The organism is Halomonas sp. ISL-56, from assembly GCF_018612805.1.
Lineage (GTDB): Bacteria > Pseudomonadota > Gammaproteobacteria > Pseudomonadales > Halomonadaceae > Vreelandella.
Map to the genome: position 1 here is coordinate 290230 of NZ_JAGGRO010000016.1, position 15248 is coordinate 305477.

The following is a 15248-nucleotide window of genomic DNA, read 5'->3' on the forward strand; positions in this document are numbered from 1 at the left end:
TAGCCATCCTATACTTGGTGCTTACGCTGTGGCTTGATCGTTGGGCGCGAAAAGAAAATTAGCAATCAGCTCTTTACCGCCTTCGGTGGCAAACGATTCCGGATGGAACTGAATCCCGTGAATCGGGTACTCCCGGTGTTTCACGCCCATCAGTTCGAATTCACCCAATGCTTGCCAGCCGCTGCGCTGCTCAAAGTTATCAGCTTCCAGTGCGCCCACGGTGGCGGTCACTTCAAGGCACTCGGGTAGGGTGGTCGCATCGGCAATCAGTGAGTGATAGCGCATTACCTCAAGCTGGTCGGGTACGCCATTAAACACCGAATGGTTGTTATGATTGATCGGGCTAATTTTACCGTGCATGGGTAACGGCGCTTTCACCACCTTGCCGCCGAATACGTGCACAATGCCCTGCATGCCCAGGCACACCCCAAGTAGCGGCGTGGTCTTGCCCAGTTTCTCAATCACTTCAGCGCACACGCCAAAGTAGCGCGGGTCATCCGGCGAGCCGGGGCCGGGGGAGATAATAATGCGATCCGGTGCCATGGCTTCGATGGCGTGGAAATCGATTTGATTATTGCGCTTAACGAGTATCTCGAAATTGGCCAGCCCGCCGCGATTCTTCTCCGTGGTTAAAATCTCACCAATAAACTGGTAGAGGTTATAGGTGAAGGAGTCGTAATTATCGATAATCAGTACTTTCATGCTGGGCGCTCCATGTCCGTTTTCATAAAAGGGGCAAGGGCTTTGCGGGTACCGGCAAATTTGCGGCGAATCTCTTCGTACTCATCTTCAGCGTTGCTATCGAAGACGTTGCCGCCACAAGTTTGCACGTAGGCGCGCTCTCCGTTAACAAACACGGTACGGATGGGGATTGCAAAGGTGCAGTCACCGTTGAACGAAAACTGACCTACCGCACCACCATAGGGGCCGCGACCGTCGGTTTCCAAGTCATCGATAATTTTCATCGCTTCGATTTTTGGCGCACCGGTGAGGGTGCCCGCCGGAAAATTGCTGGCCAGCGCGGTAAACATATCCTCGCCTTCGGCGATAATGCCGACGATCTCGCTGGAGATATGCTGCACGTGGCTGAAGCGCTTGATGTCCATCAGGCTGCGCACCTTCACCGTACCGAACTGCGCTACTCGGCCAATATCATTGCGGTGTAGATCCACAATCATATTGTGCTCGGCGATCTCTTTAGGGTCGTTGAGCAGTGCCCGGGCGAGCTGGGTGTCTTCCTGAGGCGTTTGTCCGCGCAGCGTGGTACCTGCGAGGGGAAAAGTTTCCATCTCCCCTTGGCGCAGCCGGAACAGCAGCTCAGGGCTGGCGCCAATTAGCTTCTGTTCACCAAATTTGACGTAGTACATCTGCGGCGAGGGGTTAATGGTGCGTAGCTGGTCGTACAACGCCAAAGTGTCGCCCTGAATCCGAAAGCGCTTTTTAAACCCGACCTCACACTGGAACACCTTGCCGTCAATAATATCCTGCTTCACCTTGGCCACTGCCTCAGCGTGCTCTGCCTGGCTCATGGAGTCGCCGAGTGCCGTGATCTGCAGCGGGCCTGCTGGCTCATCGTCTGCACTGATCAGCGTCTGCAGAAAGTCGTAGCGGCTGTTGTCGTAGTAGAAGTAGGTGACTTCCCCGGTCATCTTGTCGAGAATCAGGCCATCTTTGTAAAGCCCAAAGCGAAACGTATCGAAATCATCGCTGGCTTTAAGCGTTAGCGATGGCTCGAAGTACTGCATGGCATCGTAACCGAGATAACCGCTTAGTCCGCCAGCGTATTTACGCGAAATAATATTTTGCGGGATCAGGCTGCGCAGCAGCTCGTAGGGGTTATCGCTGGAGTAGTGGTTGGCATTGCCTTTGCGGTCTTCGATGGTCAGCGTTTGGCCGTTGGCGTAAAGCGTGTACTCGGGGTCAAAGCCAATGATCGAGTGGCGCGCCATATGGCTGTCTTCGCCCAAGGACTCCAGCATGTAGCAGGTAGAAAATTGCCGCTCGATTTTTTGAAACAGCGCAAAAAAATCGCAGTCCGCCGCCAAGGTCACATAGTGCGGTTTGCGTGGCAGCGTAAAAGGCTGCGGGCCTGATACGGCCTGTGTATTGGCAGTGGTCATGATGCATCATTCCGTGAAGAGGGTGGTGATGAAAGTGGTGAAGAAGGCTGTGAAGAAGATTGAGAAGAATGTGGCGATGTTGAAGCAGGTAACGTTGCTAAGGCGCGGGAGCCCCGTGACACCGTAGCGATACCCACGCCCAGGATTTCGGCAATTTTGCGGTGGGGCACACCGTCACGCAGTAGTCTAAAAATCTGTAGGCGTTTACTGATTTCTTGGTACTCTGCAGGCGTTAGCAGGCTAGCCAGCGCTGCGTCCATTGCCTTAGGTGAATCAATGGCGAGCAGATGGTCAATTAGCTCAGCCTGGTAGTCTTCGTTTGAGGGCATGGTCAAGACCGGTTAATAATCGTGTACTAGCGTACTAGTACGTTATATTATTGGCCGTAAAAGTCAAGCAATGCGTGTTGATTTACATTAAGGGAATTCGATGACCGGCTATTTTATTCAAGCCTTTATTTACCTTGTCGCCGCGGTGATTGCGGTACCGCTCGCCAAACGCTTCGGCCTGGGGTCAGTGCTGGGTTATTTGGTTGCTGGGGTGGTGATTGGCCCAATTCTAGGATTGGTGGGTCAGGAGACCACCACTATTCAGCACTTTGCCGAGTTTGGCGTGGTGATGATGCTGTTTTTGGTGGGTATGGAGCTTGATCCCAAGGGGCTTTGGGCGATGCGCGTGCGGTTGATCGGTCTGGGTGGGCTTCAGGTAGTGCTAACGGCCGCTGCAGGCACTGCCATGGCTTGGTGGCTGGGACTTGTGTGGCAAACTGCACTGGCAGTGGGGTTAATTTTCGCGCTCTCTTCCACGGCCATTGTGCTGCAAACACTCAATGAGAAGGGACTCGCCAAAACAGAAGGCGGGCGCAGCGCTTTCTCGGTGCTGCTGTTTCAGGATATCGCGGTGATCCCTATGCTGGCGTTGATTCCGCTGCTGGCGCTGCCGGAATTAATGGGTGTGGGCGTTGATGATGGCCATGCCAGTTTAAACTTGGTTGCAGGCTTGCCCGGCTGGGCACACGCTTTGGTGGTCGTAGCTGCTATCGCCAGCGTGATAGCCGGGGGCTACTATTTAGTGCCGCTGTTGTTTCGCTATGTCATTGGCTCTGGCCTTCGTGAGGTGTTTACCGCCACGGCGCTGATGTTGGTCATTGGCATCGCCGCACTGATGAGTGTGGTCAATCTATCTCCTGCTTTGGGGGCCTTTTTGGCCGGCGTGGTACTGGCTAATAGCGAGTTTAAGCACGAGCTGGAAGCCAATATTGAACCCTTCAAAGGCCTGCTTCTGGGGCTGTTCTTTATTACCGTCGGCGCGGGCATCAACTTCTCGGTGCTGGCGGCAGAGTGGGGCACGGTACTCTCATTAGGCGTGGCGGTTATCGTTGTAAAAGGGGTGATTCTGCTGGGCTTGGCACTGCTATTCCGGGTGCATGGCAGCAACGGCTGGCTGTTTACTTTAAGCCTTGCCCAAGCCGGTGAATTTGGCTTTGTGCTGCTCACCTATAGCGTCCAAAACAGCGTAATTCCTACTGATATCTCCCAGGTACTGTCGTTGGTTGTCGCGCTTTCAATGTTCTTAACACCACTGCTTTTTATAGCTTACGACCGCTTAGTGCTACCGCGTTACCAAACAACCAAAAACGACGACCGAGAGGCCGATGCGATTGAAGAGCAGGCGCCGGTTATCGTTGCGGGGGTAGGGCGGTTTGGGCAAATAATTTGCCGTTTGTTGCGCGCTAATAATATTCCCATAGTTGCGTTGGATCACGAGATCAAGCAGATCGAAAACCTGCGAAAAATTAATATTAAAAGCTACTTTGGTGATGCCAGCCGCTCTGACTTACTCGAAACGGCAGGGATTGAGCATGCCCGTTTGCTGGTTATCGCGCTAGATGATCGCGACCGCTCCGTGCAGATAGTCAAGCATGTAAAGCACGCCTATCCGCATGTCTGGGTATTGGCCCGCGCCTTTGACCGCGGCCACGGCTATCAGCTCCGTGATGCAGGGGCCGACGATGTAATCAGCGAAACCTACCATTCAGCGCTGGAGTTAGGGGGCCATGCTTTGACAGCCATGGGCGTGCACCCCATGCGTGCCAAGCAAATGACCTGGGCCTTTGTACAGAACGAAGATGACCACGAAGACGAGCTGTTTAACGCCTGGAAAGAGATCGAAGAAGGCATCAGTTTCAGCCCCCGCTACGGCGAGCTATTTATGAAGCTGGAAGAGTCGCTGAATAGCGCCATGCAGCAGGATTGGCCAGAGCCCCAACGGGAGGATGTGCCGATCTGGACACCGCCAGAGGTTGATCAGGGGGACAAGGCATAGGTAAAGTGTAGCGCTACTCAATCAGGGAGCGTACCCAAGGCATCGGCGATATAGGCGCTGACGAACTGGCCTTGCTGGGCATCGTCTATTCTGAGTATTGGCACAAAACTTCCTGGTTCGTACACAACGTTAGTGCTTTGGTTATCCATTTACTTTCTCACAATGCGGTCGCGGGTGCCGTTGAATTGATTACCGGTCGCGTCCAACGAGTAGCGGTGGACGCCGTGCTGGCTGCCGTTTAAGTGCGTAACTCCAGGCGGCCCCAGGTTCATTAGTGAATTTTGCACATAGAGTCTGTAGTCGGTGAATTAAAGAGTGTTACAACGGCACTCATCAGTGTAGGGGTTTCTTATCACTATCTCAGATTTTAGGTTGTTAGTTATAATTAGGTGTGTTCTTCTGTCATACTCATGGTCAGTTTTGCACCAAAAGGTATATTCTTTGGCATCATAGTCTTTTCTGCGCAGAGATGAAGTCGTCACACTAGCACCTTTCAAAAGGTCAACTAGCTCTTGTTCATCTTGAAGAGTGAAGGTGATTTTGTAATCATTACTTTCCACATTAGTCCACAGAACTATTTCTTTAGAACTTTTTGGGAAGAATTTGGGGAACCAAGTTATATCGCCAACAGTTCCTTCCTTGTCGATGTCTTCGTAACTTTCAAACTCGCGAATATTTATTGGGTCTGATAGCAATATGCTAACGACAGAAAAGGAGATCAAAATCCAAGAGAGAATTCCCATAATGAAAGTCACGATTTTTAAAAATTTTAATATGAAAGTTAAAGCCGATTTTAATGACATTTATTCTCACCCTGTTTTCAAGATGCGAAGCTTTTATAGCTTCACAAATAATTAAGTTTTTAGTCTAAATAGCCTGTTCTTCGCAACTGGGATCGTGTTCTACGATGATTTTTTTTGGTATATACCTATCACATCGTTCTGAGTATTATTGGTCTGGTGGACAGCTAAAACCATGCGAGTTAACCCTTAAATCGGATAGATCGTCTTCCATCATGTCTTGATGCGCTCTTCTTTCTTTATCTCCATAATAGCCAAGCCTACCACGTATGTAATCTCCTGCTTCTTTAACCAGCGGCGCTGTTAACACTGCACGACAAGCTGATCTATACTAAGGGCGGTTTCGACAATGAGAGCCGCTAACTAAAAATTTCTCTATGTGGGTATACTCAAAACATTGGAGCCCTAGACACATCCCATGCAATTTGAATCTGAAGCTGTTTTAGTTGGCTGCCCCTTTCCCCAAACGTCTACGCCGACTCATGATGCCCTGGCTGATTTAGATTTTTGAACATCCTTCCGCAATTGGTAGGGAAGATTCCACACGTAGTGAGAAAGAGTTATTATCAAATACCCATTAGCGTATCCAAAAAAGAGATATTTCTTTCACTATACTGCTTTTTAAAAAGCATGTTAACGGGAACCGATGTCTGTTCCAGCCCACACTCCTCATTAAAAGAGTACGTAAATGCTAATTCATGATCAGTGTGTTGCATGTCCAAGTTCTTATAATTAAATCTTGCCGTATACACACCATCTGATCTTTTGCTAAATACAGCTTCAGAATTTTCTGAAATCAATAAAGACTCACCAGTTTCTAAGTTTTTTAAGGTCATCGAATCTACGTTTACTAAACAGCTACTATCCTTTTCGGTGGAAGAAGCAAACCAAAGCAGCATTTCATACGGAACATGATGTAGACTGGTTTCATTGTCAATATCCTTCATTGTGCCGCGCAACTTGGAATGTATAACACTAGTGTCCAGTTGAAGCTCGGGTTCTGTAAATCCATAGTTTTTATGTGTTTTCATACTGCACCCAAAACATGTGAAAATCACCATCAAAAGAAGCGTTAAAATCTTTAACTTTGTCATTGACTATTTTTCCTGTGTTAGATGATTGTACGTGGTTGTTACGCGCTGTGGATTAAACATGTCTGATGGTGAAGTTCCAAACATATAATAAGGTACAACATCCGTCGAAAAGTGTGGAACGCCTTTCATATACCTCGATCCAAAAAAATTGTAGGTTCCCGCATTAGCTGGGTCAGTCACAAGGTCGTCATTACAATCAAAAACTGCTTCACTACGGCCATTTGGAGAAACAAATTTTGATTTCCATCATTGCCTTCACCCATGCGGTGATATATTTACTCTTCCGGTGTCAACTCTGTCCAACCATCCACATCAGTAATATCTGAAACGGGCTCATTCCAATAATTTCTTGTCCAATTAACTACGGCAGTCCCACCAACAACTGCCCCGGCAATGCATAATCCGAAGCAAGCTAACAACCCGAGCGGATCCACCATCCCTGCCGGGTTAGACACATACCCATACAAATTCGTGCCACCATTGAGCCCAATCGGATCCTGGCTAATATATTGTCCCTGCTGCGGGTCGTAGTAACGGTGGCGGTTGTAGTAAAGCCCCGATTCTTCGTCGTGCCATTGACCCTGGAAGCGGATCGGTTGGGTAACGTTGCGCACGGCGCGTTGGTTTTTCACCGCCGCCCAGTTGTCAGGTTCGGCGAGCCAGCGGGGTTGGTCGTTAGGGGCGACCAATTGCGTTGGTGATAGAGGCGCTAAGCACTTGGCCTTGTTGAGTGGCATCACTCCGCAGCATGGGCACAAAACTTCTCGGCTCATAAACCACCGTGATGCGTTGTTGGTCGCTCTTTTCACGTACTCTAAAATTAGTGGCTGTGATTGCTCGCCACCGCTGAGATGGCGCTTGGTCTCGTGATGCAGGGCATCGGGATTCAGGGCGATTTCCAGGTCAAGGCCGGGCGCGTTGATGGCTCGTGTCATTGTGATAAGAAAACTATGATTCCTATAACGCTACCGCCGAGAAAGCCAGCATGTGCCTCACTGGGCGAATAGTGTCTACCCTCCTTAATGATATTTTATTATTTTTTAAAAAAATAAAATAACTTAACGCTAAAGAAAATAAAAATTGCATACCCTATCGAGAGGAAAGCAATAAAGAAAGGCGCTAAGAATCTGCCTGCATCATACATGACAATATTAAAGTATTTTTTTTGCTGCTCTGTTCTTTCATCAGCCGAAAAAACTCCGTTGCCATCCAAATCAAAACTCTCTAGTTTCTTAACGAAATAAAGATCGATTGTATAAAATTCAATTGATAAAAAAAACACAACAAATATAAATGTTAAAATTGACGCGCTAAGCGAATGATGAGTTGGCCATTTTCTCTTAGATAGAACTAGCAACCCACCTGTGATCAAAAATATAGCTGAAAGATTGAGAAAAGGAAACCAATAAGAACGATAAAAGTCAATAAATTCCATGTTCGAAGCCTGTTTAGTTGTAGGGGTTCGGATAGGTTTCTACCCATACATATGGTTTATAAGGATAGGTGGTGCCACCTGAAAATTCACCACCCGAACCGGGGCCATCATGAGTCCATGTGGATAGTTCATTCGCATCCCAAAAGCCATCGCCAGCAAAACCTGTAAACGTAGTCGTGCAAGTTGATGATCCGCATACTTGTTCGAAGTCGACCCGAGTTCTCCCAACATGAAAAACTTCTAAATTAATAAAAGTCATATCTGCACTTAAATTGCTGTTAACATATTTTGCTGTGCCATTTTTTAAAGCTTCAGATTGACGCTGAACCAACGGATGATTTCTCAAAGTTTCTTTAGTATTTGGGCCTAATTCTACTTGCTGACCATGTCCATTTTTATAATGAGCCCAAGCTTCTTCTGTATTGTCAACAACAACAGTTTCAAGAGAACATTGCCCTATTGTTCCTGATCCTATCGGATTCATTGCTCCGGATCGAAGAGAGCTTAAGTCTACATTTAAAAGTCCACTCAATCCCAACGGATCCACCATCCCCGTCGGATTGGTCACATAACTATACAAATTCGTGCCGCCGTTGAGGCCGATGGGATCCTGGCTAATATACCTACCTTGCTGCGGGTCATAATAGCGGTGGCGATTGTAATAAAGCCCCGATTCTTCATCGTGCCATTGACCCTGGAAGCGGATCGGTTGGGTAACGTTGCGCACGGCGCGTTGGTTTTTAACCGCTGCCCAGTCGTCGGGTTCGGCCAGCCAGCGGGGTTGGCCGTTGGTGGTAACCAGTTGCATCGGTGTGCCGAGAGCGTCGGTGATATAGACGCTGAGGATTTGGCCTTGCTGGGTGTCGTCGATTCTGAGCATAGGCACAAAACTGCCCGGCTCGTAGACCACCGTGGTGCGCTGATTATCCGTTTCTTCGCGTACGATGCGGTCACCGTCCCAGCCGTAGTGGGTGGTGGCGGTGGTGCCATTGGTGTGGTGCACGGTTTTGCTGATGCGGCGGCCTAGGCCGTCGTAGCGGTAGGTGACGTCGCGGGTGTAGCCCAGCTCGCTGGCATGAGTGAGATGCACCAAGCGGTTGGCGCCGTCGTAGCCCAGGGTTAAGCGTTCGCCGTTGGGCTGTTGGCGCTCGATCAGGTTACCGGCACCATCGTAGCGGTAACGCGCCCCGTTGAGTTGGGTGAGGCGGTTATCAGACAGGGCTTGCTGGCTTTCTAACCGGTTACCGGCCTAGCGGTGGGCATTGTCGCCATGCTGGCTGCCGATCAAACGCCCAGCGGCGTCGTAGTTGTAGGCAATCACTTTTTCTGCTGGATCACCTTGCAGGCTACGGAAGCTCAACCGCCCCAGGGCGTCGTATTGATAGCTCTGCTGGCTGGTGGTGTCTGGGCTGCGCAGGGTGAGGTGATCCAAATGACCGAGGTTGGTATACCCACGCTCCAGTACCAGCGGCTGATTGTGCGCATTGGCACTGGTGCTAAGACGGCGCTGGGTCTCCCGGTGCAGGGCATCGGGTTCCAGGGCGATTTCCAGATCCAGGCCGGGGGCACTCATGCCGTGCAGGTGGCCGCTGCCGTAGGTGTGCCAGTTGAGCGCCGGAAGGTCGCCGAACTGGCTGGCCTCTGGCGCACCGGTGGCGGTGAGTGTGTGCTGGTGTTGCCACTGCCAGCTGCTACCGGCATGTTGCTGCTGTTCGCCGATTAACCGCTGGGCGTGGTCGTAGCTGAATGCGACCTCGCCGTGATCATTGGTAACGCTAAGTAGCTGACCATTCGTCCCCCACTGGTACTGCTCCGTGCTGGCCGGGGCGTGTTCCGTGGCGGGCAAATGCCGGGCCGTAAGGCGACCGGCTTCGTCATAGTCGTAACGGGTGACCAGCGGCTGGCCGTCGGGGCCGGGGCGGTTGGCCTCAATGCGCTCAATCAGTCGCCCGGCGTCATCGTAGCGGTACTGCTGCTCCCGGCCATAGGGACCGGTCTCGCTGGCGAGGCGATCCATCTCGTCATAAGTAAAACGGTAGACCGCGCCGTTGCCCAGGGTCAGCTCGCTCAAGCGGCCAACGTCATCGTAGGCGGTAAACTGCTGGCTTCCGTCGGCCTCGATACGCTGTACCGGGCGGCCGTGGTCATCAAAGAAGAACTGCTGACGGAAGCCTTGGGGGCCTTCCAGCTCCACCAAGCGCCCAAGAGAGTCCACATGGTGGTGCCAGTAGAGCCCGTCGGGGAGCTGGGTGGCGATGCGTCGGCCCATCTTGTCGTGCTGGGTGCGGGTGGTCTCGTTCAGGGCATTGGTGACGCTGGCCAGGTAGCCGTTTCGATCGTAGGCGTACTCGGTACGCTGCTGGGAGCAGTCGACCTGAGCGGTGACCTGGCCCAAAGCGTTCCACTCGCGCTGGTGGCTGGCATCCACCGCATCAGTCAGGGTAGTAGGGCGGTCAGGTAACTGTTCATTCTCATAGGCGAAGGCAGTGGTGCCTTCCGGCCCAGTGACCTCCAGCGGGTGACCGAGGTCGTTGCGTGTGATCTGCCAGCGCTGATTGTCGGGGCCTTCGATGCTCACCGGCTGGCCCAGGGCATCGCGCTCAATCGCCCAGCGCGTGCCGTCCGGGCCGGTCTAAGCAGTTACTTGCTCGTTGTCGACGATATGTCTAAGTTTGAGTGAGTCATGATGAAAGGCCCTTAATGCCACGCTGCCGCCAAGGAAAACAGCACGCGTCTTCCCTTTCCGATGTTTAATGGAGCAATATCTGTGCTGCGCTTATTGCTTGAATCCAGGATTATTGTTTATCAAAAAAGTAAAAAATGCCCCCAGTTACTTGTGAGCTCTTTTTGATACTCTTGTTCTGCTCCATAGGTGTCATCAACAAGGTTTGATAGATTAATCAAAAATAAAGCGATTAGCTTGCTCTGCTCAATGGTGAAACTCTCAGTCGCTTCCTTGTTCCCTAGCACGCTAAAAAAGATAGAATCAAAGTAATCGCCAATATTTCCTTTTTTTAGATTTTCAACCTCGTAAAAATAACTGAGGAATGCTGGGAGATAGTAAATTTCACCTAACTTGCTCAATGCTGAAAAAGGCCCCCAATCAAAGTTAAATTCTTTTGAGTCATCAAAATTAACTTCATGCCATTTTTTTTCATGGAAAATGGCACGTTGCTTGAAGAAATTTTCTTCATCAGATAAATCGCCGTAAGTATCCAGAATGGGGAGGAATAGATCCCCGCTTGGAAGCTTAGTTGAAAACTCCTTGAGAAGCTTTTTTCTATATATCTCCTGGTTGGAGAGTCTTAGAAGGGGCATTTTTTTTACCGTTATGAAATCGTTAAATAGACGTTAATTTATCTGAATATAAGGTTGTCACCTTTTCCCTCATAATCTCTAGTGCAAGGCATCGCATTTCTCAAGTTTCGGTTTATTTGGTCATTATGACCTGTGCCACCCCTAGCAAAACATCTCCTGGCTATATCAATCCTAGCCTGAGCACAAGCGTCGAAAAGCTCAGCTTTACCATAGTCAATCTCATTGCGATCACACATCCCAAGCCCTTTTGTTCTGTTACATGCCTCATCTTGTTGCCTCGCTAACTCATCATACTCATCAGGTGTGCAATTTCCTCCATAGCCAGGTAAAGAGCGAGCACCAGCTGCAGCCCTATGTGCAGCAGTTAGTCGATCTGCCTCTTGGGCTCTAGATGATTCTGATGTTGAACCAGATATAGTTGCTACTACACCCGTAGCAGCTGCTACTCCTAAACCTGTAATCCATTGCGCTGCAGAAGCGCATGCGGGAGTTACAGCTGGAATCGCGCATGCGGCTGCCGGGTTTAAACCCAACGGATCTACCGCCCCCGTCGGATTAGTCACATAGCCATACAAATTCGTCCCACCCCGCAACCCAATCGGATCCTGACTAATATACCGCCCTTGCTGCGGGTCATAATAGCGGTGGCGGTTGTAGTAAAGCCCGCTCTCTTCATCGTGCCATTGGCCCTGGAACCGGATCGGTTGGGCGACGTTGCGCACGGCGCGTTGATTTTTAACCGCTGCCCAGTCGTCGGATTCGGCGAGCCAGCGGGGTTGGCCGGCGGGGGTGACCAACTGCATCGGTGTGCCCAGGGCATCGGTGATATAGGCGCTGAGCACTTGGCCTTGCTGGGTATCATCGATACGCAGCATGGGTACAAAACTGCCCGGCTCGTAGACCACGGTAGTGCGCTGGTCGTCGGTTTCTTCCCGCACGATGCGATCACCGTCCCAGCCGTAGTGGGTGGTGGCGGTGGTGCCGTTGGTGTGGTGTACGGTTTTGCTGATGTGCCTTCCTAGCCCATCGTAGCGGTAGGTGGCTTCGCGTGTGTAGCCCAGCTCACTGGCATGGATCAGGTGCACTAAGCGGTTGGCGCCGTCGTAGCCCAGGGTTAAGCGTTCGCCGTTGGGCTGCTGGCGTTCGACCAAGTTACCGGCGCCGTCGTAGCGGTAGCGCGCCCCATTAAGCTGGGTGAGGTGGTTATCAGGCAGCGGCTGCTGATTATTTTTCTGCTCTAACCGATTCCCAGCAGCGTCGACGCTGTAGCGGTGGGCATTATCGCCGTGCTGGCTGCCGATTAAGCGCCCAGCGGCGTCGTAACTGTAGGCGATGACTTTGGAAGCCGGATCACCTTCCAGGCTACGGAAGCTCATCCGGCCCAGGGCGTCGTATTGATAAGTTTGCTGGCTGGTTGTGCTTATTGTTACTGATAACATGCAGGTGGCGACAGTCGTAGGTGGATCAGTGAAAACAACGTTACTGCTAGGGCAGACAACCAAGGCTTTCTCTGGCGTTTGGTGAATGATTGAGGCAATGTCCGTGTTTTGTTTACTGATTGAACTCTGGCATTTATTCATCAAAAAGGTTGAGTAGCTCAATAATTGGTGGCTGCTTTGTGGTTATGCTGGTTTGATCAGTGTTCTCCTGGGGTATGGAGTGAGCAAGCCTAAAACCAAAATAGTCACCCCATTCGCTAGAACGGGTTAAGTTTCTTCTAGACACTCGGAGAGTGCCCATAGTACACCAATAGCCGCAACCTCTCAGATGCCTTTGAAAACAGTTTTCTCTTGTATAGGGCCTTCCATCAGTAGGCCTATATTTGTAATCATAATCCTTATGGTAGTAGCAATCCTCAACCACTTCAGACACATTGCCTAGCATGTCATAGAGACCAAAAGGGTTGGGTAGTAGGCTGCCGACAGCCAAGGGGTGGTTATAGCCTTCTGTTTCTTCACAGGCATTATCACGATTATTGCGTGGATGGCGTTCTCCACTGAAATTTTCATGGGCAGTAGTGATGCAGTCTCCGGTATAAAAACGACTTGTTGTCCCCCCACGGGCTGCGTACTCCCACTCCGCTTCTGAAGGCAAACGATAGTTTTTTCCTGTTTTTTGATTCAGCCATGGAAGAAACTCATCATTGATCTCCTCATAGCTAACGTTAATGACAGGGTGTTGATCTCTACCAAAACCGCCATCATCCGGTCGCCTTAGGCAGCCACTTTCGCTGTAACACTGATCCCATAGCGCAAAAGTGGTTTCATAAGCACTTATCTCAAAGGCACTGACTGTAATTTCCGTGGCGGGATACTCTTGTGAATAACCCATTACATTTTTCAATTCGGGATCTGTTCCGCCCATTAAAAAAGTCCCACTGGGTATCGTCACCATATCGAGATCGTGGACGGGATCAAGGTTTTCAGCAAAGGAAAAGTTTTTTGCTAAAAGGCACGCTAAGCTGACAACAGTGATGATATAACGCAAAGTGGTTTTCTCCATCAGGGCATTAACGATATTTCAATCCAAGAGCTGTCCTAGCTTTTGATTCACATGTTGCAATTTTTCAAGTAGTGCTTGCCGTGTATCACCCATTGTTTCAACTATCAATTCTCTTGCACTGCCATGGCGGACTGAATCTGTTAGTCCGGCCAAGCCAGCAGATTCTAAGCGTCCAATATGTGCTATTCCTCCCTCATCCCAGAAGATGTGTTTAAGAGTGTCATCGGAGCCCCAGCGGTTAGCAGTGCCTCGACACCCTGCAAACTCGTGAATTTCATCTACTAACTGATCAAAATCATCGTAAACACATTCTCCCATCAAACGATCATCGGTTGGCGTAATGTCTTCATGAAATGTTTTATATCCACAATGGAATACTCTAGGATCACCATAATATGCTATCCAATCTTCATTCTTAACGGGCGGCGAAGCAGGGCACGCCGTTACCATAGGAGGGGGCGATGGAACTCGGTTAGCGGCATGGTTCCAAGGATGTGCTCCCTCCAACCCTAACGGATCCACCATCCCCGTCGGGTTGGTTACATAGCCGTACAGGTTGGTGCCACCCTTGAGCCCTATCGGATCCTGGCTGATGTACCTTCCCTGTTGCGGGTCGTAGTAGCGGTGGCGGTTGTAGTAAAGCCCGCTTTCTTCGTCGTGCCATTGGCCCTGGAAGCGGATCGGTTGGATAACGTTGCGCACGGCGCGTTGGTTTTTGACGGCTGCCCAGTCGTCGGGTTCGGCGAGCCAGCGGGGTTGGCCGTTGGGGGTAACCAACTGCATGGGCGTGCCGAGAGCGTCGGTGATATAGGCGCTGAGCACTTGGCCTTGCTGGGTGTCGTCGATACGTAGCATGGGCACAAAACTCCCAGGCTCATACACCACGGTAGTGCGCTGGTTATCCGTTTCTTCCCGCACGATGCGATCACCGTCCCAGCCGTAGTGGGTGGTGGCGGTGGTGCCATTGGTGTGGCGTACGGTTTTGCTGATGCGGCGGCCTAGGCCGTCGTAGCGGTAGGTGGCGTCGCGGGTGTAGCCCAGCTCGCTGGCATGAGTGAGATGCACCAAGCGGTTGGCGCCGTCGTAGCCCAGGGTTAAGCGTTCGCCGTTGGGCTGTTGCCGTTCGATCAGGTTGCCTGCGCCGTCGTAGCGGTAGCGGGTGCCGTTTAATTGACCAAGGCGGTTATCAGACAGGGCCTGTTGGCCTTCTAAGCGATTACCCGCCGCATCCACGCTATAGCGGTGGGCATGATCGCCGTGCTGGCTGCCGATCAAGCGTCCGGCGGCGTCGTAGCTGTAGGCGATCACCTTAGAGGCGGGGTCACCTTCGAGGCTACGGAAGCTCATCCGGCCCAGGGCGTCGTATTGATAGCTTTGCTGGCTGGTGGTGTCCGGGCTGCGCAGGGTGAGGTGATCCAACTGGCCGAGGTTGGTATAGCCCCGTTCCAGCATTAATGGCTGGTTATGGTCATTGGCGCTGGTACTAAGACGGCGCTGGGTCTCCCGGTGCAGGGCGTCGGGTTCCAGGGCGATTTCCAGATCCAGGCCGGGGGCGCTCATGCCGTGTAGATGGCCGCTGCCGTAGGTGTGCCAATTAAGCGCGGGTAGGTCGCCGAACTGACTGGCCTGGGGCGCGCCGGTGGCGGTGAGTGTA

The 15248-nt window shown here is 51.2% G+C and carries 16 protein-coding genes; 1 reads left to right on the forward strand and 15 read right to left on the reverse strand.

Translation table 11 applies throughout. The features are described from left to right. Positions 1 to 21: 21 nt before the first annotated feature. The 3 genes from J7J49_RS14980 to J7J49_RS14990 are packed head-to-tail and all read right to left on the reverse strand — an operon-like array spanning position 22 to position 2449. Positions 22 to 702 (reverse strand): anthranilate synthase component II, encoded by a 681-nt coding sequence (locus tag J7J49_RS14980; protein ID WP_215093663.1) that lies wholly within the window; start codon positions 700 to 702, stop codon positions 22 to 24. After that, entirely contained in the window at positions 699 to 2120 is a 1422-nt protein-coding gene (locus J7J49_RS14985; protein WP_215093665.1) for an anthranilate synthase component I family protein, read from the reverse strand. Before J7J49_RS14985 ends, J7J49_RS14980 begins: the two co-directional genes overlap by 4 nt. Further along, positions 2117 to 2449: a Trp family transcriptional regulator gene (locus tag J7J49_RS14990; protein ID WP_215093667.1), complete on the reverse strand. Its 333-nt coding sequence runs from the start codon at positions 2447 to 2449 to the stop codon at positions 2117 to 2119. Before J7J49_RS14990 ends, J7J49_RS14985 begins: the two co-directional genes overlap by 4 nt. A 100-nt stretch (positions 2450 to 2549) precedes the next feature. On the opposite strand from J7J49_RS14990, the gene J7J49_RS14995 reads away from it, so the two are divergent. Further along, complete coding sequence (locus tag J7J49_RS14995) at positions 2550 to 4445, forward strand: monovalent cation:proton antiporter-2 (CPA2) family protein (protein WP_215093669.1); 1896 nt, start codon at positions 2550 to 2552, stop codon at positions 4443 to 4445. A 17-nt stretch (positions 4446 to 4462) separates the two neighbouring features. Here J7J49_RS14995 and J7J49_RS22695 read toward each other — a convergent pair whose 3' ends face one another. From J7J49_RS22695 to J7J49_RS15050, 12 genes are all read right to left on the reverse strand, one after another. Further along, positions 4463 to 4594, reverse strand: coding sequence for a hypothetical protein (locus tag J7J49_RS22695; protein ID WP_285222432.1), 132 nt, complete (start codon positions 4592 to 4594; stop codon positions 4463 to 4465). Next, on the reverse strand, positions 4595 to 4732 hold the full coding sequence (locus J7J49_RS15000) for a hypothetical protein (protein ID WP_215093671.1): 138 nt from the start codon (positions 4730 to 4732) through the stop codon (positions 4595 to 4597). A 21-nt stretch (positions 4733 to 4753) separates the two neighbouring features. Then, positions 4754 to 5248, reverse strand: coding sequence for a YbbD-related protein (locus J7J49_RS15005; protein WP_215093673.1), 495 nt, complete (start codon positions 5246 to 5248; stop codon positions 4754 to 4756). A 563-nt stretch (positions 5249 to 5811) separates the two neighbouring features. Further along, a complete protein-coding gene (locus J7J49_RS15010; RefSeq protein WP_215093675.1) occupies positions 5812 to 6339 on the reverse strand; it encodes a hypothetical protein in 528 nt (175 codons plus the stop codon). Between the two features lie 275 nt (positions 6340 to 6614). Continuing rightward, positions 6615 to 7076 (reverse strand): RHS repeat-associated core domain-containing protein, encoded by a 462-nt coding sequence (locus tag J7J49_RS22700; RefSeq protein ID WP_285222433.1) that lies wholly within the window; start codon positions 7074 to 7076, stop codon positions 6615 to 6617. Positions 7077 to 7372: 296 nt separating this feature from the next. Then, on the reverse strand, positions 7373 to 7774 hold the full coding sequence (locus tag J7J49_RS15020) for a hypothetical protein (protein WP_215093679.1): 402 nt from the start codon (positions 7772 to 7774) through the stop codon (positions 7373 to 7375). A gap of 13 nt (positions 7775 to 7787) precedes the next feature. Continuing rightward, positions 7788 to 8993 (reverse strand): RHS repeat-associated core domain-containing protein, encoded by a 1206-nt coding sequence (locus J7J49_RS15025; protein ID WP_285222438.1) that lies wholly within the window; start codon positions 8991 to 8993, stop codon positions 7788 to 7790. A gap of 30 nt (positions 8994 to 9023) precedes the next feature. Continuing rightward, positions 9024 to 10352 carry a hypothetical protein gene (locus J7J49_RS15030; protein WP_215093683.1) on the reverse strand — a complete coding sequence of 443 codons (1329 nt, stop codon included), beginning with the start codon at positions 10350 to 10352 and terminating at the stop codon, positions 9024 to 9026. Between the two features lie 227 nt (positions 10353 to 10579). Next, positions 10580 to 11092 carry a hypothetical protein gene (locus tag J7J49_RS15035; protein WP_215093685.1) on the reverse strand — a complete coding sequence of 171 codons (513 nt, stop codon included), beginning with the start codon at positions 11090 to 11092 and terminating at the stop codon, positions 10580 to 10582. A 38-nt stretch (positions 11093 to 11130) separates the two neighbouring features. Further along, positions 11131 to 12531, reverse strand: a complete 1401-nt coding sequence (locus J7J49_RS15040; RefSeq protein ID WP_215093687.1) for an RHS repeat-associated core domain-containing protein — start codon at positions 12529 to 12531, stop codon at positions 11131 to 11133. A gap of 133 nt (positions 12532 to 12664) precedes the next feature. After that, positions 12665 to 13579, reverse strand: a complete 915-nt coding sequence (locus tag J7J49_RS15045; protein ID WP_215093689.1) for a formylglycine-generating enzyme family protein — start codon at positions 13577 to 13579, stop codon at positions 12665 to 12667. Between the two features lie 33 nt (positions 13580 to 13612). Then, a partial coding sequence (locus J7J49_RS15050; RefSeq protein ID WP_285222434.1) for an RHS repeat-associated core domain-containing protein occupies positions 13613 to 15248 on the reverse strand: 1636 nt, incomplete at its 5' end.